The sequence below is a fragment of the Micromonospora sp. NPDC002717 genome (assembly GCF_040295705.1).
Classification (GTDB): domain Bacteria; phylum Actinomycetota; class Actinomycetes; order Mycobacteriales; family Micromonosporaceae; genus Micromonospora.
On sequence record NZ_JBEOVW010000001.1, the window covers coordinates 795,887 to 812,963 of the forward strand.

Sequence of the window (17,077 nt, forward strand, 5' to 3'; positions counted from 1 at the left end):
CGTCAGGCTACGGGTGGCTCCGTGGTCCCGGGCCGCTTCACCGAGTTTGCCCGGCCGCCGCGCTCGGGCGGACGGGCAGAGCCGGCGCTATTTGCGGCTGGATATCACCTGAGGGTTGGCGAAGACGAACTCGGCCAGCTTGTCCTGCTTGACCGCGTGGAACATGTCCAGCGTCTCCTGGCTCAGCGTCTCCCGGCTGCCGTCGCCGTGGAAGGTGCCGCCGTTGGTCTTCAGCATGACCAGGTCGTTGCCGGTGACGCCGCGCATCGTGAAGACGAAGTCGGCGACGGGCACCCCGCCGGCGTCGAGGATGAACGCCTTGCCGGCCGCCTTGATCAGCTCGTTGAGCTTGAGCGGGTTGGTCAGCGTGCCGTTCTCCGTGGCCTTCTTCGCCATCGCCTTGATCAGCTGCTGCTGGTTCTGCTGGCGGTCGTAGTCGCCGTTCTTCAGGGACTTGCGCTGGCGGGAGTAGTCCAGCGCCGCCCAGCCCTCCATCTCCCGGCAGCCCTTCTTGTGCACCACCGGGGTCATCCGCTTGCCGGTCTTCTTGGCGTCCGCGTTCCACATCGGCTTGCCGTCGACGTACGACATGTGGATCGACTGGACCTCCTGGCTGACGCAGATGCGCACCGAGCCGAGGGTTTCGATGATGTTCTTGAAGCCGCCGAAGTTGATGATCGCGGCGCCGTCGAAGCTGATCCCGGTCATCTTCTTGATCGTCTGTGCCATCAACTGCGCGCCGCCCTCCCAGCCGCCGCCGTTGCGGGCGCCGGCCTGGAACGCGGCGTTGATCTTGTCGACCCCGCCGGAGTAGCCGCTCTTCTTGAAGGCCGGGATCTGGGCCTCCGTGTCGCGCGGGATCGAGATCAGGTACGCCTGGTCGTGCGTCGCGGGAATGTGCAGCACGATGATGCTGTCCGCCCGGACGTCGTCGGCGGCCCACCGCTCCCGGGCGTCCACCCCGAGGAGCAGCATGTCGATCGGGCCGTCCAGGTTGGCACCGCCCTCGGCGTCCGACTTGCCCGCGTCGCCCAGCAGGTTGCGCTGGGCGATGTTGCCGGTGGCCTTGCTGATCAGGGCCTTGCTGCCGACGATCGCGACGCCGCTGGTCATCATCAGTACGGCGCCGAGGATCAGGGTGAGTCGGGCCCAGAGCGGGTCCTTGCGGCGCGACCGCTTCTTCGCGGGCCCGCCGCCTGTCTTTCCGCCCTTCCCGGGCTTGGTGGGGGTGGTCGTGGCGGCCCGCGCCGGGCCGCCGGGGGACTCCAGCGCCGGAGGGCGACGGCTGGTCTGAACCGGCATGCGTGCTCCAGCTCGCGTGATCAGGGGGCGGGATCACTGTACGGACGCTTTCCCGTCCTGGGTAGTTCGTCGGGACGTCAATTGGCGTTCTCCCCGCCGCCAATGAGGAAAACTGTCCAAACGTCCAGATCGATACGACCGGTCGGCCGTTGGCTCACAGGAAACGCGAAGCCGGCCCCCGACCCGCGATGACGTCCGTCGATCACGGGTGGGGGCCGGCGTCGATGCGGTGCGGGTCAGTTCCCGGTGCCGTCGGCCTTCTGGTTGGCCTCTACCCACGCGGCCAGGGTGTCGGCGGACATCGCCTTGTACATGGCCAGCGCCTTCTCCCTGTCCGAGACCACCACGGATTCCCCGTTGATGGTCTGGCTGCCGACGTGCGGGCTGGTCACGAAGGTGAGGTTCTCGCCCCGCAGGTTGCGGAACTGCACCGCCATGTCGACCAGCGAGAAGCCCTCGTCGACGGTGACCGCGGCGGTCACCGACTTGAGGAAGTCGTTCAGCATCTTCGGATTGGTCAGCGTGCCCGTGCTCGCCGCCTTGTCCATCAGCGCGCGGAGGAACTCCTGCTGGTGGCGCATCCGGGCGAAGTCGCCGTCCGGGAACTGCTTGCGCTGCCGGATCCAGTCCAGCGCCTCGGCGCCGTCCATGTGGTTGGTGCCCTTGGTGAAGGTCCGGTACGGCTTGTGGATCGAGGTGATGGTCCGTTCGACCTTCAGGTCGACGCCGCCCAGGGCGTCGGTGACCTGCTTGAAGCCGGCGAAGTCGATCGCCATCACGTGGTCGAGCCGCACGTCGGTGAAGCACTCCACCGTCCGGACGGCCAGCGGCAGCCCGCCGAACGCGAACGCCGCGTTGATCTTCCCGCGCTGGCCGGAGCCGCACTCCGCGTTGGCGCCCTCGGGGATCGGCACGTAGAGGTCGCGGGGGATGGAGACCAGGTAGGCCTGCTGGTGGTCGGACGGAATGTGCATCACGATGATCGTGTCGGCCCGCCACTTGCTGGACTGGTCCACCGGGGCGTCCGGGTCCCGCGAGTCGCTGCCGACCAGCAGGATGTTCAGCGCGCCGTCCACCGCCTTGGCCGGCCGGCCGCCGGTGATCTCGGAGAACGGGTCGGTGCGGGCCAGGTCGTCGTTCAGGCTTCGCGCGTAGAACCAGGCGCCGGCCCCGCCCAGGAGCGCGAGCACCAGCACGGCCACGCCGGCCACCAGGCCGATCCGGCCCCACCGGGGACGCGCGCCGCGCCGCCCCGGACCGTAGGGGCCCCCGGGGCCGCCCGGTCCGCCGGGGCCACCCGGACCCGACGGGCCACCCGGGCCGCCGGCCCGCGCCTCGTCCGGCGACGGGTACCAGCGGGCCTCGGCCGGCCGGGCGCGCCCGGCGGTGTCCCGGCCGGAGCCGGGCACCGACGCGCGCCCGGCACTGCGGGGCAGGTACGGGAGCGGGACACCGGCGGGCGTGGTCGCTGACATGTAACTCAGGGTACGTACGTCCGGCCACAGTCGCCTCCAGGCGAAGCCGGCGTTTGCCGGCGTCGCCCGGGCGGCCGGTTACCCTAGCCGCTCGCGGAAGTACTCGATCGTGCGCCGGAGGCCGTCTTCGGGCGCCACGGTCGGCTCGTAGCCGAGCATTTCACGGGCGAGGGTCAGGTCGGGGCGACGCATCTCCGGGTCGTCGGCGCTGCGCGTGATGTAGGTCACCTCGGAGCTGCTGCCGCAGAGTGACACTATCGTCTCGGCGAGTTGCCGCATGCTCATCTCGTGCTCGGTGCCGCAGTTGATCGGCCCCGTCTCGCGGGAGTCGAGCAGCAGCAGGATCCCGCGGACCAGGTCCGCCACGTAGCAGATCGAGCGGGTCTGGTTGCCGGTGCCGTGCACGGTGATCGGCTCCCCGCGCAGCGCCTGGGAGATGAACGTCGGAATGGCGCGGCCGTCGTCCGGCCGCATCCGGGGGCCGTACGTGTTGAAGATCCGGACGATCGCGGCGTCCAACCCACGGCTGCGGTGGTAGGCCATGGTGGCCGCCTCGGAGAAGCGCTTCGCCTCGTCGTAGACGCTGCGGATGCCGATCGGGTTGACGTTGCCCCAGTACGTCTCGCGCTGCGGGTGCTCCTTCGGGTCCCCGTACGCCTCGGAGGTGGAGGCCATCAGGAACCGGGCGCCGTCGGCGACCGCGCGGTCCAGCAGGTGCAGGGTGCCCACCGAGCCGACCCGGAGGATCTCCACCGGCAGCTTCTCGAAATCCGTCGGGCTCGCCGGGGATGCCATGTGCAGGATGGCGTCGAACCGCTCGGCCATGGCCGGGTGGTGGGTCGGCAGTCCGTCGGAGATGTCGGCCTCGACCAGCGTGAACCTCGGCTCGTCCGCCAGGTGGGCGACGTTCTCCTTGGACCCGGTGACGAAGTTGTCCAGGGCGACCACCGTGCAGCCGCGGGCGATCAGCGCGTCGACCAGGTGCGACGGTACGAAACCGGCGCCGCCGGTGACGAGGACACGGTGACCACTTCCGAAGCGCGCAGCAACGTTCATGCCGGTCAGCCTACCCATCGTCCCGGTCCCGCACCGGGCGTGGCGGGAGGGGTCCCCGGCGCCGGGGACCCCTCCGTCGGGTGGGGTCAGTGGGCACCGGCGCCGGTGAGTGCGCGCACCTCCAGCTCGGCGTACTTCTCCTCGTCGTGTTCCGTCGAGATCACGGTCCCGAACCAGCCGCACAGGAAGCCGAACGGGATGGAGAGGATGCCCGGGTTGGACAGCGGGAACCACTGCCAGTCATGGTTCGGGAACATCGACGTGGGCGCCCCCGAGACCACCGGCGAGAAGAACACCAGCAGGACGGCGGAGAGCAGGCCGCCGTAGATGGCCCAGACCGCGCCCGAGGTGTTGAACCGCTTCCAGAACAGGCTGTAGAGGATCGCCGGCAGGTTGCCCGAGGCGGCCACCGCGAAGGCGAGCGCCACCAGGAACGCCACGTTCAGGTTCTGCGCGTAGATCGACAGGACGATCGAGATCGCGCCGATCACCAGGGCGGAGACGCGGGCGACCCGCACCTCCTGCCGCTCCGACGCCGACCCGTTCTTGATCACGTTGGCGTAGAAGTCGTGCGCCAGGCTCGACGAGGAGGCCAGGGTCAGGCCGGCCACCACGGCCAGGATGGTGGCGAAGGCGACCGCCGCGATGATCGCCAGGAGGGTCGCCCCGCCCAGGTCGCCGCCGAGGAAGTCGATGCCGAGCGCCTCGGCGAGCTGCGGCGCGGCCGTGTTGCCCGCCTTGTCCTGTGTCGTGATCGCCTCGCCGCCCACCAGCGCCGCGGCGCCGAAGCCGAGCGCCAGGGTCAGCAGGTAGAAGGTGCCGATGATGCCGATCGCCCAGAGCACGCTCTTGCGGGCCGCCTTGGCGGTCGGGACGGTGTAGAACCGGATCAGGATGTGCGGCAGGCCGGCCGTGCCGAGCACCAGCGCGATGCCGAGCGAGAGCAGGTCCATCTTGCTGTAGAAGGTCTTCAGCGCGTCGCCGGGCGTGTCGACGCCGTACCGCAGCCCGGGTTCCAGGAAGGCGCTCCCCTTGCCGGAGGCGGCGGCGGCATCGCCGAGCAGCGCCGACAGGTTGAACTTGTAGTGCGCCAGCACCAGCACGGTCATCACCAGCGCGCCGCCCATGAGCAGGAACGCCTTGACGATCTGCACGTAGGTGGTGCCCTTCATGCCGCCCACCGTGACGTAGATGATCATCAGGGCGCCGACCATGATGATGGTGGCGACCTTGGCGGTGTCCGCGTCCATGCCGAGGAAGGTGGTGCCCGGCTTGATGCCGAGCAGCAACGCGACCAGCGCGCCCGCGCCCACCATCTGGGCCAGCAGGTAGAAGATCGACACGGTGATGGTGGAGACCGCCGCGGCGGTACGCACCGGGCGCTGACGCATCCGGAAGGCCAGCACGTCGGCCATCGTGTAGCGGCCGGAGTTCCGCAGCAGCTCCGCGACCAGCAGCAGGGCCACCAGCCAGGCGACCAGGAAGCCGATGGAGTAGAGGAAGCCGTCGTAGCCGTAGAGGGCGATGATGCCGGCGATGCCGAGGAACGAGGCGGCCGACATGTAGTCGCCGCCGATCGCCATGCCGTTCTGGAAGCCGGAGAAGGACCGCCCGCCGGCGTAGAAGTCGGTGGCGGTCTTGGTCTGCCGGCTGGCCCAGATGGTGATGGCCAGGGTCACCGCCACGAAGACCAGGAACAGGGTGATGGTGAGGTTGCGGGCCGTGGTGCTGCCCGCCTCAGCCGCGAGGACCGTGTTCATGCGTCACCTCCCCGATCTCGGCGCGGATCCGGTCGGCGACCGGATCGATCCTCCGGTCGGCGAACCGGGAGTAGAGCCAGGCGATCACGAAGGTGGAGACGAACTGGAGCAGGCCGAAGACGAGGGCGACGTTGATGTTGCTGCCGAACAGCTTCGTGCCCATGAAGTCCCGCGCGTACGCGGACAGGATCACGTAGAGCGCGTACCACAGGAAGAAGGCGACGGTCATCGGGAAGACGAAGCCGCGCAGCGCGCGACGCAACCCGGCGAACTCGTCCGACCGTTGTACGGCGAGGTACCGGTCCGCCGCTGACGCGGAGGGCGCGGACGCGGGTGTGTCCGTGGACATTTGTGGATCACCACCTTCACAGGCGTCGGGGTTTTCGCGCACGGTAGAAAGCGCGCTCCCCGCCGGGGAAGGCTGAGATCGACGCCGGTCGGCGGCTGCGCCGAACGGCACGGTGGCTGCGCCGAGTGACGCAACTCACTCCGCTGAACGGTCGTCGGGGTCGAACCATCGGCCCGGCGCCGGTCCCGTCTCCGGACCGGTGGTCGCCGGTCACGACGGGCCACGAACCGGTGGTCGCCGGTCACGACGAGCCACGGGCCGGTGGCCCGGGCCGGGTGCTCCGCGGCCAGTCGTCCGGGACGTGCCGGTCCTCGTCAGGTCAGCTCGCGGTACCGGCCCCGGTAGTGCAGCAGCGGATCCGCCTCCCCGGTCAGCTCGACGGCCTCGATGGTGGCCTCCACCAGCAGGCCCCAGCCGTACTCGCGGGCGGCGTCGAGCCGGCATCCCGCCCAGCCCCCGGCGTCGGTCGGCACCGGACCGTAGGGCGTGTCGGTCCACGTCCCGGTGGCGAAGAGACCGCCCGGCGACGGGAAGAGGCCGGCGAACCGGTCGGCGAGCTGCCGGTGCGACGGGTTCAGCGGGGCCACCGCGAAGCGGCCGGCGGACTCGACCGCCGCCCACAGGTCCGACTCCGGGTCGACCAGGCCGAGCAGCCGGTCCGGCTCGCCCTCCGCCACCAGCGTCGACGACACCGTCAGGCCCGCCGGCCCGGGCGCCGTCCAGAGGGTCACCGGCGAGGCCAGCCGGCCCCGCAACCGGCGTACGGGGGAGCGCTGCCCGGCGGGCACGGCGAACGGGTCGGTGTGGTGGATCTCGGCGCCCGGCTCATGATTCACGTGAAACATTGTGCCGCCCCCTGCTCACCCCGATGATCAATTGATGGAAAACCGCTGCCCAGTGCCGGCTGCGCCTGGTTTCCGTCAACTGATCATGACCGCTCGGGCAGGTCGGTCGGGCATGCCTGATTCGGGCCGAGGCGTATCCCTGCTGCTCAGTCGTCGGTGAGGGCGCGGCGGGCGGCGGCCAGCACCTCGGGATCCGTGCAGCCGGCGGCGTAACCGGCGATCCGGCGACGGATGTCCCGGCGGAGCAGCCAGACCCCGATCCGGTCGGCGACCGGACGCAGGAATGCCGGACGGCAGCGGAAGCTGTACCGCCAGGTGGCGACCGTCCACCCCGGCTTGGACGCGGGCGCGAAGCGCCAGCCGCCGGCGAACATCTCGAAGAACCACGGGCCACTCACCATCTTCATGCCGACGTGGCTCGGTGGCGCCCAGGAGACGTACTCGCTGACCATGGCCAGCCCGTGTCGGGAGCGGGTGAAGGTGCGCACGCCCTTTCCGGGGCGGGTCGCCCCGCCGGTGAAGTGCTGCTCCCTGACGAACGGGTCCCAGCGGTAGCGGACCGGCGCGGTGGTCTGCGAGACCGCGAAGGCCAACTCGGGTGGCACCGGCACGGTCGCCACCGCCTCGACGACGGGCATCCGGCCATTGTGCCGCCGCCCGGCAAGCCCCCGGCGCGGCGGCGCGGCACTGCCCGGCACATCCTGGTGGGCGGTGCAGGTTGCAGCCGATCGAGTGTCGCCTTCGCGTCAGCGGCGGGGAGTGACCGTGGCGAGCAGTTCGGGCATGCGGCGGTCCAGCACGTCGCCGGCCAGGTACGCGCCGAGCAGCGCGGCGCCCAGGCCGTACGCCGCGCCGACCGGCAGGGCCAGCCAGAGCCAGACGTCGCCGAGCAGCCCGGCGGCCACCACCATCGGCACCGCGGCGACCGCCGAGGCGAGCATGGACAGCAGGGTGAGGAAGCTCTTCGCCACCCCGGCGCCGCTGTTCAGTGCGAACGGGTTGCTCGTCTCCGGCAGCGAGTACGCCCCGAGCACCGAGACGAAGGTGTTGACGGCGAGCCCCGCGCCGTAGGTGGCGATCAGGGTGCCCGCCATCAGCCCGATCCAGCCGGGCTCGCCGAGGACCACCGCCACGACCACGGAGATCACTGCCAGCATCGGCAGCAGGTAGATCGAGAACGCGGCCATCCGGGCGCGCAGCTCCATCTGCCCCGGCACGCCCGCCACCACGTTTGCGGCGTACGCGCTGCCGTCGAAGCCGAACTGGTTGGCCAGGGTGACCGCGGCGAGCAGGCCCACGAAGAGCATCGACAGGCTGACCAGCACCGGCGACGCCGTGTCGGGGACGGTGAACCCCTGCTCCGCCCCCACGCTGAAGCCCGAGCCGCCGAGGTTGACCATGACCGGCACGAAGAGGCCGACGACCGCGACGGTGATCAGGTTGGCCCGCCGCCGGGCGTCCCGCCACCAGTAGCGGGCCTCCCGGGCGACCAGCGCGCCGAACCGGTCCCGGCGGGCCCAGCCGACCGCGCGCGGGAAGAGCTGGGCGACCGCCCCGCCGGCCACGCCGCGTCGGTCCCGGGCCGGGCCGGCGCTGGCCGCACCCACCATGGCCGACTCGAGCGAGCGGGACCACCAGGCCAGCAGCGCGACGATCGCCGCCGCCGTGATCAGCAGCTTCACCGGCGCGGCCCAGGCGCGGCCCTCGGCCACGTCGATGCCGGCCGTCCAGGGGGCGCCGAACGGCGTCCAGCCGATCACCTCGGCCACGCCGTCGAGCCGGTCCCAGTTCGCGTCCCCGAGGGCGGCGACGCCCGCGAGCTGCAACGGGCCGAGCAGCGCGGCGAGCACGGCGAGCAGCACGGCGGCCAGGTCACGGACCCGGCGGGACCGCAGCGCCGTGGCGAACGCGCTGGTGACCGCCCGAGCCCCCGCGACGCAGAGCAGTAGCCCGGCGACCACCCCGACCGACATCACCGCGGCGGCGGACCAGCCGCCGAGCGCCCCGGCGGTGACCACCAGCCCGGAGAGGGCCAGCAGCACCGCGAGCGTGGGGACGCTGACGAAGGCGGCGGCGAACAGGCCGGTGACCAGCGTGCGGCGGGGCAGCGGCAGCAACGCGAACCGGGCCGGGTCCAGCGTCTCGTCCACCCCGAAGAAGACCAGCGGCAGCAGCAGCCAGCCGAGCACGGCCAAGCCGCCGCCGAGGGAGGCGACCATCAGCGCGTAGCGGCCCCCGTCGGCCAGGCCCGGCGCGGCGAAGAGGAAGAAGCCGGTGCCGCCGAGCCAGAGGCCGGCCAGCACGCCGGCCACGAAGAGGCCGACCCGCCAGCCCTGGCCCCGGAAGTTGTTGCCCATCACCCGCAGCTTGAGCCGGACGAAGTGCCGGGCGGAGACCCGTCGGACCGCTGTCGCCGGGCTGGTCGGGTGCGTCACCGCGACAGCCACGCCAGCTCCTCACCGGTCGCCGTGCGGCCGCCGACCACCTCGACGAAGACCTGCTCCAGCGGCCGGCCACCGCGCACCTCGTCGATGGTGCCGACCCGCTTGATGGTGCCCGCCGCCAGGATCGCCACGTGCGAGCAGAGCCGCTCGACGACCTCCATGACGTGGCTGGAGAAGACGACCGTCCCGCCCCCGGTCACGTACCGGTGCAGGATGTCCCGGATCAGCGCGGCCGACACCGGGTCGACCGCTTCGAAGGGCTCGTCCAGCACGAGCAGCCGGGGCCCGTGCAGCAGCGCGCAGGCCAGGCCGATCTTCTTCTTCATGCCGGCGGAGTAGTCGACCACCAGGGTCCGCCCGGCGTCGCCGAGCGCGAGCACGTCCAGCAGCTCCGCCGCCCGCTGGTCGACCACCGCCGGGTCCATGCCCCGCAGCAGGCCGTGGTACGCGAGCAGCTCCGCGCCGCTGAGCCGGTCGAAGAGGCGTACGCCGTCCGGCATCACGCCGAGCAGCTGCTTCGCGGCCACCGGGTCGGCCCAGACGTCGTGCCCCAGCACCCACGCCCCACCGGCGTCGGGCCGGAGCAGGCCGACCGCCATGGACAGGGTGGTCGTCTTACCGGCGCCGTTCGGGCCGAGCAGGCCGTAGAAGGAGCCGGCCGGGACGTCCAGGTCGACACCGGCCACCGCGACCTTGCCGTCGAACTGTTTGGCCAGGCCACGGAGGGAGAGAGCCGGGTGCTCAGCAGTCATGGGTCCGACCGTATCCGGCGTCGGCCGGCCACCGGTCCGGCCGCAGGATGATCCCCCGGTCATCCCCGAGGCGTACCCGGGGCGTGACGGCGGTCGCTCACAGCCGCAGCGCCTCCGGCGCGTGCAGCCGGAGCATGGTGGCCCCGACGTCGGCCGGAGCCCGGCGGCGGGTCGCCACGGACACCGCCACCATCACGGTGAAGGCCAGCGGCACCGTCCACGCGGCCGGCTGCGCGGTGAGCGTGGCCGGCCAGCCGGACAGCGGCGGGCCGAGCACGGTGACCAGCACCGCCCCGACAGCAGCCCCGCCGCCGACCAGGATCCCGGCGGCGGCGCCGAGGTCGGTCAGCCCGCGCCACCAGATGCCGAGCACCAGCAGCGGGCAGAAGCTGGACGCGGCGACCGCGAACGCCAGCCCGACCACCTGGGACACGTCCAGCCCGGCGAGGTTGAGCGCGAGCACCGCCGGCACGCCGCCGGCGATCACCGTGGCCAGCCGGAACCCGCGGACCGAGCCCCGGCCGAGCACGTCGGTCGAGATCACCCCGGCGACGCTGGTGAGCAGCCCGGACGAGGTGGACAGGAAGGCCGCGAACGCGCCGGCCGCGACCAGCGCGGCGAGCAGCCGCCCGGTCGCCCCGTCGCCCAGCGCGGCGCCGGGCAGCAGCACCACCACCGCGTCCGTCTGGCCGGTGACGAGCAGTTGCGGGGTGTAGATCCGGCCGAGCACCCCGTAGATGGTGGGCAGCAGGTAGAACGCGCCGACCAGGGCCAGCACCACCAGCGTGGTGCGCCGGGCGGCCGCGCCGTCCGGGTTGGTGTAGAAGCGCACCAGCACGTGCGGCAGGCCCATGGTGCCGAGGAAGGTGGCCAGGATCAGCGAGTAGGTCGCGAACAGGCCCCGGTCGTCGTCCCCGGCGGTGCTCGGCAGCAGCCAGTCGGCCGCGTCGGTGGCCACCCCGGAGACCTCCGGCACCGGGTCACCGGCGGCGAACGACAGCTCGTCGCCGGGGCGTACCTCCCGGATCTGGCCGTCGGGAAGGGTGAGGGTCGCGCGGTGCTCGACCACGACGGTGGTCGCGGTCCGGAACGCCGGCCCGTCGGGCGGGGTCACCGCCGGCCGGGCGTCGGCCTGCCACTGCAACGCCAGGAAGATCGCCGGTACGGCGAGCGCGGTCAGCTTCAGCCAGTACTGGAAGGCCTGGACGAAGGTGATCGCGCGCATGCCGCCGAGCGCCACGTTCGCGGTGACCACCACGGCCACCAGCAGGGCCCCCAGGGGGTACGGCGAGCCGGTCACCGTGGCCAGCGTCAGCCCCGCCCCCTGGAGCTGCGGCACGAGGTAGAGCCAGCCGATGAAGATCACGAAGGCGGTGGCGAGGGTGCGTAGCCGGCGCGAGCCGAGCCGCAGCTCGCAGAAGTCCGGCAGGGTGAACGCTCCGGAGCGGCGCAGCGGCGCGGCCACGAAGAGCAGCAGCGCGAGGTAGCCGGCGGCGAAGCCCACCGGGTACCAGAGCACGTCGACGCCGTACTTGAGGATCAGCCCGGCGACGCCGAGGAAGCTCGCCGCCGAGAGGTACTCCCCGCCGATCGCCGCCGCGTTCCAGGTCGGGCTGATCGCCCGCGAGGCGACCAGGAAGTCGGAGGTGGTGCGCGCCAGCCGCAGCCCGTAGAAGCCGATGCCGACGGTGACCAGGGTGACCGCCACGATCGCCGGGACGACGAGATCGTTGCCCACGTCAGCGCTCCGGCCGCTGGACGAGGTCGGTGAAGTCCTGCTCGTTCCGTTCGGCGAGCCGCACGTACGCCCAGCCGACCGCGATCAGGAACGGGAACGAGACCACGCCGAGCAGCAGCCAGGGCAGGTTGACGCCGAGCACGGTGATCCGGCCGACGTCGGGCGCGATGGCGAACAGCCACGGCAACCCGCCGAGCCCGATCGCCACCACCAGGGAGAGCCGCAGGGCCAGCGCGAACTGGGCCCGGACCAGCCCCCGGACGAGCGCCTCGCCGACCCGAGTCTGCTGGGCCAGTTCGGCGCGGGTGAGCTGCGCCCGGTCCTCCCGGCGGGACACCTCGGCCAGCACGATCCGGGCCCGGGGCTGGGCGGTCGGAGTCTGCCGCGGCACCCCCGTCCGCCCCGGTGTTCCGGGCCGGCCCGACCGGGGCGCCGGGACGGGATCGTCGGCAGCGGCCACCCCGGCAGTCTGGCCCGATCACCGCGATTGTCAAGGGCAGCGGTCGCCCCTGCCACACCCGCCGCGAGCGTCCCAGCCGTGACGCGGTCGCGGCCGTCGCGCCCGCCGCAGCCGGTGTGATGGTGGTCCACACCGGGCTGTGCACAACCTGTGGAGAACGCGTCACCCCTGTGGATAACTCCGTGGGAATCTCTCGATCGGCCGGGGAACCTGCCGCCGCGCTCGTGGGTGGGATAGGTGGAGGAGGGAGGTGACGGTGTCCGACGGCGATCTGATCTCGGAGCTCTACGCCGGGTGTTTCCGCCGGCTCGTGGTGCAGCTCTACGCGGTGACCGGCGACCTGAGCGAGGCGCAGGAGGCGGTCCAGGAGGCGTTCACCAGGGCGCTGGCCGCGCCCCGGCGCTTCGCCCGGCTGGAGAACCCGGAGTCGTGGCTGCGGCGGGTCGCGGTGAACGTGGCCCGCAGCCGGTACCGGCGACGGCGGGTGCTCGACGGGCTGCTGCGCCGGATCGGCCCGCCGCCCGCCGTCGCCGACCGCGCGCCGGAGCACCTCGCGTTGCTGGCCGCGCTGCGCGGGCTGCCCGACGGGCAGCGGCACGCGCTCGCCCTGCACTACCTGGTCGACCTGCCGGTCGACGAGGTGGCGGCGACGCTCGGCGTCTCCGCCGGCACGGTCAAGTCCCGCCTGTCCCGCGGCCGGCAGGCGCTGGCGGCGCTGCTCACCGACGACCGCGACCACGAGGTTCGGCGCGACCGCGACCAGGAGCACGCCGACACCACCGAGACCACGCAGACCGGGAGGGCCGATGTCCGATCGTGAGTTCACCGGGTTCGACGTCGAGACCGTCGCAGACGCCGTCCGTCAGCCGCCGCTCGGCGACCTCCGGCGCGCGGCCCGGCTGCGGCGGCGGCGCCGCGCGGCCGGCGTCGGGTCGGCGGTCGCGCTGGCGCTCGGCGGTACGGCGGTCGCCCCGTTCACCGGGCACGGGGGCGGGGTGGACTGGGCCGGTCCGGACCCCACCGACCCGCCGGCCGACCCTCGCGTGAGCCATCTGGTCGTGCTCTCCGAGCGGTCGGCGGTGGCGGTGGAGGAAACCGACAACGATTGTCGGCTGAGCTTCACGGCCACCACCGACGCCGGGCGTACCTGGTCGGGCTGGCGCACCAACTACCTCGACGGCCCGTGCAGGTCGGACGCGGAGGGACGCCGCACCTCGGACGTCTGGTTCACCGTGCTCGACGAGCGGCGGTACCTGGTCAGCATCGACGGCAGCCAGGTCGTCTCGCTGGACGCCGGCCTCACCTGGCGGAGTCTCGCGTCGGTGGCGACCGAGGTCCGCGCCTTCCCCGAGAACGCCCGTCCGGCGCGCTGCACGGGATCCTGCGGGGCGATGCCGCGCCCGCTGGCGGTCGATTCGAGCACCTGGCGGGTGTACCGGCTCACGGACGCGCCCGGGGAGGCCGTGCCGCAGACGGTGGACCAGGCCGATGACGGCGCTCTCTGGCTCATGTCGCCCGCGCCCGACCACGGTGCGCCCCCCTCGGTCGCCCTCAGCGTCGACCGGGGAGCGACCTGGCGCACGTCGACGGTGCCCGAGGGTGTGTGGGCGAGCTCGTTGGTCGCCGTGAGCGCGCAGGAGGCGTACGTGCTGGGCGGGACCATGTCCGCCGACCCGCACGGGGAGCGACCCGCCGGTCCGGCCCGGCTGCTGCACACCACGGACGGCGGCCGGTCCTGGGCGGATGTCGGCACCGACCTCCCCTCGACGGACCTGGTCCGGGGGATCACCCGGGGCGCGAACGGGGCTCTGCTCGTCGGCGACGTGACGCAGGACGGCGCCACGTCGTTCGTGTGGATCAGCCGGGACGGCGGGCGGCACTTCAGCCGGAGCACGCGGACCGGCAACGAGGGCACGTCGTTCGGCACGTCCCGGGGACTGGTCTGGCTGGCCGATCGGGAGGACCCCACCGACGCCAACTCGGTCGTCGTCCACATCAGTGCCGACGGTGAGAACTGGAGCCGGCTGACGTTGCCCCGGTGAGTGGAGGCGGGACGGCCGGGATACCCACCCGGCCGTCCCGCGACCGTCAGCCCAGCCCGACGCGCTCCGGGCGGGCGGTGGCGGAGCCGAGCCAGGTGTGCGGGTTGCCGTACCAGCACCAGCCGAGCTTCGGCGCGCCCTGGCTGATCCAGATCGCCGGCACCCGCCTGTCGCCGCAGCGGGAGCCGACCAGCGAGAAGCACTTGTTCTTGGCCAGCGCCTCCGGGTGCAGCGTGACGAAGGCGAGCCCCTCGTCGATGGAGAGCGGCAGCCGGCCCTGGCCGGTGATCACCTCCATCGCGGCGGCGGGGGCCAGGTTCAGCGTCTCCTCGCCCCGGTCGACGTCGAAGAGCAGGTACGCCGGTCCGTCCGGCACCTCCAGATCCTTGATCGGGTCGAACTTCGGCAGGTCGCCGTCGGCGTAGTGCCGGTCGACGACGCCCGGCTTCCGCTTGCCGGCCAGCGTGGTCAGCGCGACGCGCGCCTCCACCGGCACCAGGTCGCGGGTGATCACCAGCAGGAACGGGACGCGCCCCTCGGTCGGCGCGGGCAGGCCCGCCGCCCCGGCGACGGCCGCCGCCCGCAGCGGGGCGACGAGGGCACGGAAGGCGTCCTCGGTCAGTTCGGCCAGGGCCGGGTAGCCCAGCTCCACCAGCCGGTCGAGCTGGCGGTCGAATTCGGTCGCGGCGTCGAACAAGGCGGCCTCCATTTTCGTACGGAGTACCGTACAGCGTACGACAGGGGATCCTTATTCCCGCTCGGCAGCAACTTTCCGACCCGGCCGGCCGGCCGCGCTCAGCGGTTCCAGTCCTGCTTCGCCGCGCGGACCAGCTTGTCCTTCAGCTCGCGGGTGTGCCGTCGGCTCACCGGCAGCTCGGCCGAGTCGACCACCACGACATAGCCGGAGTTGGCCAGCCGCAGCTCGGCGATCAGCTTGAGCTGCACCAGGTACGACCGGTGGATCCGGACGAACCCGGCATCCGCCCAGCGCTCGGCCAGGGTCGCCAGCGACACCCGGACCAGGTGCGAGCCCTCGGCCGTGTGCAGCCGCGCGTAGTCGCCCTGCGCCTCCACCCAGCGCACCGCCGAGCGGGGCAGCATCCGGGTGGTGCCGGCCAGCTCGATCGGGATGGTCGGATCCTCCTCCGCCCGCGCGAGGGCCGCCGGGTGCGACGGCACCACCCGCGCGCCGATGACCCGGCGCAGCGACTCGGCGAGGCGCTCGGCGCGTACCGGCTTGCGGACGTAGTCGGTGGCACCCAGGTCGAACGCGTCCACCGCCCCGTCGTCGTACGCGGTGACGAAGACGATCGCCGGTGGGCGGGCGAACCGGCGCAGCACCCGGGCCAGCTCCATGCCGTCCAGCCCGGGCATCCGGATGTCGAGGAAGACCACGTCCACGTCAACGTCGCGGAGCACCCGCAGCGCCTCGGTGGCGTCCCCCGCCGTGTGCAGCCGGGCCACCCGGGGGTCGGCCCGCAGGTGGTACGCCAGCTCGTCCAGCGCCGGCGGCTCGTCGTCGACCGCCAGCACCCGGAGGAAACCGGACGGGTTCACCCCGCCACTCACGGCGCCACCTTGGTTCGTGACTGCGGGGCTCGCAAACCCGGCTCACTCCTCGCGCTCACGAGCCCGCCCGTACGCCGGGGTGGAACTTCGGCACCCGCATGCTCACCTTCGTCCCCGAACCGAGGCCCGTCTCGACGACGAGGCCGAAGCCGTCCCCGAAGACCGAGCGGAGCCGCTCGTCGACGTTGGAGAGGCCGACGTGCTGGCCCGGGTCGTCGCCCGGGTCCCCGGTGGCGCCGGCCAGCTCGGCGATGCCGGCGGTCAGCGCGGTCGGATCCATCCCCACTCCGTCGTCCTCCACCGTTATGTGACACTCCGTGCCCGCGTCCCGGGCCTCGATGCTCACCATGCCCGTGCCCGGCTTGCGGGACAACCCGTGCCGGACGGCGTTCTCGACCAGCGGTTGCAGGCAGAGGAACGGCAGGGTCACGGGCAGCACCTCGGGGGCGATCTGGAGGCGCACCTGGAGCCGGTCGCCGAACCGGGCCCGCTCGATGGTCAGGTAGCGGTCGATCGACCGCAGCTCCTCGGCCAGCGTGGTGAACTCGCCGTGCGCCCGGAACGAGTACCGGGTGAACTCGGCGAACTCCAGGATCAGCTCCCGGGCCCGGTCGGGGTCGGTGCGCACGAACGAGCCGATCGCGGTCAGCGCGTTGTAGATGAAGTGCGGGCTGATCTGGGCGCGCAGGGCGCGCACCTCGGCGCGGGCCAGCCGCTCCCGGGAGGAGTCCAGCTCGGCCAGGGCGAGCTGGTTGCCGGCCCAGTGCGCCGTCTCCAGGGTGGCCTGCACCAGGCCGGGCTCCGGCTGGCCGTCGGCGACCGCGACCAGCGCGCCGACCGTACGCCCGTCGGCGCCGGTCAGCGGGGCGACCACCGCGCCGCGCACCGGGCAGTCCACCCGGTCGCAGTGCAGCTCCGAGTCGCCGAGCACGGTCGAGCGGCCTGTCGCCACGGCCCGCCGGGCCGCCGCGACCAGTTGGTCGTCGTGGTGCCCGCCCCGCCCGTCCAGGGCGAGCAGCGTGTCCCGGTCCGTCAGCGCCAGCCCGGCCGCCCCCACCAGGGCCCGCAGGTGGCGTACGGCCTTCGCCGCGTTGGCCGCCCCCAGGCCGGCGCGCAGCGGCTCGGCGGCCAGCCCGGCGGTGTGCAACACCTCGTAGGTGGCCCGCTGGGTGGCCGTGGCGATGCCCCGCCGCCCGCGCAGCCGGACCACCGCGAACAGGGCCGCGGCCAGCGCGGTGACCAGCGAGACGACGCCGAAGACGGCCGAGAGGTTGCCACCCACGCA

General features: G+C 72.7%; 15 protein-coding genes and 1 pseudogene. 2 read left to right on the forward strand and 14 right to left on the reverse strand.

Annotation, left to right across the window (positions count from 1 at the left end):
* Positions 1–87: 87 nt before the first annotated feature.
* The 11 genes and pseudogenes from ABT006_RS03900 to ABT006_RS03950 all read right to left on the reverse strand — a co-directional run bounded on the left by ABT006_RS03900 (position 88) and on the right by ABT006_RS03950 (position 12,181).
* Positions 88–1,302 (reverse strand): LCP family protein, encoded by a 1,215-nt coding sequence (locus ABT006_RS03900; protein WP_350702588.1) that lies wholly within the window; start codon positions 1,300–1,302, stop codon positions 88–90.
* Between the two features lie 236 nt (positions 1,303–1,538).
* The gene (locus ABT006_RS03905; RefSeq protein WP_350702590.1) at positions 1,539–2,777 is read right to left on the reverse strand and encodes an LCP family protein; all 1,239 of its coding nucleotides are present in this window, start codon (positions 2,775–2,777) and stop codon (positions 1,539–1,541) included.
* Positions 2,778–2,855: 78 nt separating this feature from the next.
* The gene (locus ABT006_RS03910; RefSeq protein WP_350702592.1) at positions 2,856–3,833 is read right to left on the reverse strand and encodes a UDP-glucuronic acid decarboxylase family protein; all 978 of its coding nucleotides are present in this window, start codon (positions 3,831–3,833) and stop codon (positions 2,856–2,858) included.
* A gap of 86 nt (positions 3,834–3,919) precedes the next feature.
* Positions 3,920–5,593, reverse strand: a complete 1,674-nt coding sequence (locus tag ABT006_RS03915) for a monocarboxylic acid transporter (RefSeq protein WP_350702594.1) — start codon at positions 5,591–5,593, stop codon at positions 3,920–3,922.
* The gene (locus ABT006_RS03920) at positions 5,571–5,942 is read right to left on the reverse strand and encodes a DUF485 domain-containing protein (protein WP_350702596.1); all 372 of its coding nucleotides are present in this window, start codon (positions 5,940–5,942) and stop codon (positions 5,571–5,573) included. Before ABT006_RS03920 ends, ABT006_RS03915 begins: the two co-directional genes overlap by 23 nt.
* Positions 5,943–6,256: 314 nt before the next feature.
* Positions 6,257–6,802, reverse strand: a pseudogene (locus ABT006_RS03925) (flavin reductase family protein); the annotation flags it as partial.
* A 131-nt stretch (positions 6,803–6,933) separates the two neighbouring features.
* The gene (locus tag ABT006_RS03930; protein ID WP_350702598.1) at positions 6,934–7,425 is read right to left on the reverse strand and encodes an SRPBCC family protein; all 492 of its coding nucleotides are present in this window, start codon (positions 7,423–7,425) and stop codon (positions 6,934–6,936) included.
* 108 nt (positions 7,426–7,533) lie between these two features.
* Entirely contained in the window at positions 7,534–9,234 is a 1,701-nt protein-coding gene (locus ABT006_RS03935) for an ABC transporter permease (RefSeq protein ID WP_350702600.1), read from the reverse strand.
* Complete coding sequence (locus tag ABT006_RS03940; RefSeq protein WP_350702602.1) at positions 9,219–9,983, reverse strand: ABC transporter ATP-binding protein; 765 nt, start codon at positions 9,981–9,983, stop codon at positions 9,219–9,221. The genes ABT006_RS03935 and ABT006_RS03940 overlap by 16 nt, the downstream gene beginning before the upstream one ends.
* A 97-nt stretch (positions 9,984–10,080) precedes the next feature.
* The gene (locus ABT006_RS03945) at positions 10,081–11,721 is read right to left on the reverse strand and encodes a sodium/solute symporter (protein ID WP_350702604.1); all 1,641 of its coding nucleotides are present in this window, start codon (positions 11,719–11,721) and stop codon (positions 10,081–10,083) included.
* 1 nt (position 11,722) lies between these two features.
* The gene (locus ABT006_RS03950) at positions 11,723–12,181 is read right to left on the reverse strand and encodes a DUF485 domain-containing protein (protein WP_502890839.1); all 459 of its coding nucleotides are present in this window, start codon (positions 12,179–12,181) and stop codon (positions 11,723–11,725) included.
* A gap of 256 nt (positions 12,182–12,437) precedes the next feature.
* Between ABT006_RS03950 and ABT006_RS03955 the strand changes: the two genes are divergently transcribed.
* Both ABT006_RS03955 and ABT006_RS03960 read left to right on the forward strand, forming a co-directional pair.
* Complete coding sequence (locus tag ABT006_RS03955) at positions 12,438–13,001, forward strand: RNA polymerase sigma factor (protein WP_350702607.1); 564 nt, start codon at positions 12,438–12,440, stop codon at positions 12,999–13,001.
* Entirely contained in the window at positions 12,988–14,223 is a 1,236-nt protein-coding gene (locus ABT006_RS03960; RefSeq protein WP_350702609.1) for a WD40/YVTN/BNR-like repeat-containing protein, read from the forward strand. Before ABT006_RS03955 ends, ABT006_RS03960 begins: the two co-directional genes overlap by 14 nt.
* Before the next feature lie 46 nt (positions 14,224–14,269).
* Here the strand turns inward: ABT006_RS03960 and ABT006_RS03965 are convergent, their stop codons facing one another.
* From ABT006_RS03965 to ABT006_RS03975, 3 genes are all read right to left on the reverse strand, one after another.
* Positions 14,270–14,932: a DUF5701 family protein gene (locus ABT006_RS03965; protein ID WP_350702611.1), complete on the reverse strand. Its 663-nt coding sequence runs from the start codon at positions 14,930–14,932 to the stop codon at positions 14,270–14,272.
* Positions 14,933–15,018: 86 nt separating this feature from the next.
* Positions 15,019–15,780, reverse strand: coding sequence for a LytR/AlgR family response regulator transcription factor (locus tag ABT006_RS03970; RefSeq protein WP_350702732.1), 762 nt, complete (start codon positions 15,778–15,780; stop codon positions 15,019–15,021).
* A gap of 67 nt (positions 15,781–15,847) precedes the next feature.
* Positions 15,848–17,074, reverse strand: coding sequence for a sensor histidine kinase (locus ABT006_RS03975; RefSeq protein WP_350702613.1), 1,227 nt, complete (start codon positions 17,072–17,074; stop codon positions 15,848–15,850).
* Positions 17,075–17,077: the final 3 nt, after the last annotated feature.

What these genes read in the sequence shown, in the direction of transcription:
- ABT006_RS03915 (WP_350702594.1), bottom strand. Translation starts at nt 5,593, where the DNA reads ATGAACACGGTCCTCGCGGCTGAGGCGGGCAGCACCACGGCCCGCAAC.
- ABT006_RS03930 (WP_350702598.1), bottom strand. Translation starts at nt 7,425, where the DNA reads ATGCCCGTCGTCGAGGCGGTGGCGACCGTGCCGGTGCCACCCGAGTTG.
- ABT006_RS03940 (WP_350702602.1), bottom strand. Translation starts at nt 9,983, where the DNA reads ATGACTGCTGAGCACCCGGCTCTCTCCCTCCGTGGCCTGGCCAAACAG.
- ABT006_RS03900 (WP_350702588.1), bottom strand. Translation starts at nt 1,302, where the DNA reads ATGCCGGTTCAGACCAGCCGTCGCCCTCCGGCGCTGGAGTCCCCCGGC.
- ABT006_RS03910 (WP_350702592.1), bottom strand. Translation starts at nt 3,833, where the DNA reads ATGAACGTTGCTGCGCGCTTCGGAAGTGGTCACCGTGTCCTCGTCACC.
- ABT006_RS03960 (WP_350702609.1), top strand. Translation starts at nt 12,988, where the DNA reads ATGTCCGATCGTGAGTTCACCGGGTTCGACGTCGAGACCGTCGCAGAC.
- ABT006_RS03905 (WP_350702590.1), bottom strand. Translation starts at nt 2,777, where the DNA reads ATGTCAGCGACCACGCCCGCCGGTGTCCCGCTCCCGTACCTGCCCCGC.
- ABT006_RS03965 (WP_350702611.1), bottom strand. Translation starts at nt 14,932, where the DNA reads ATGGAGGCCGCCTTGTTCGACGCCGCGACCGAATTCGACCGCCAGCTC.
- ABT006_RS03920 (WP_350702596.1), bottom strand. Translation starts at nt 5,942, where the DNA reads ATGTCCACGGACACACCCGCGTCCGCGCCCTCCGCGTCAGCGGCGGAC.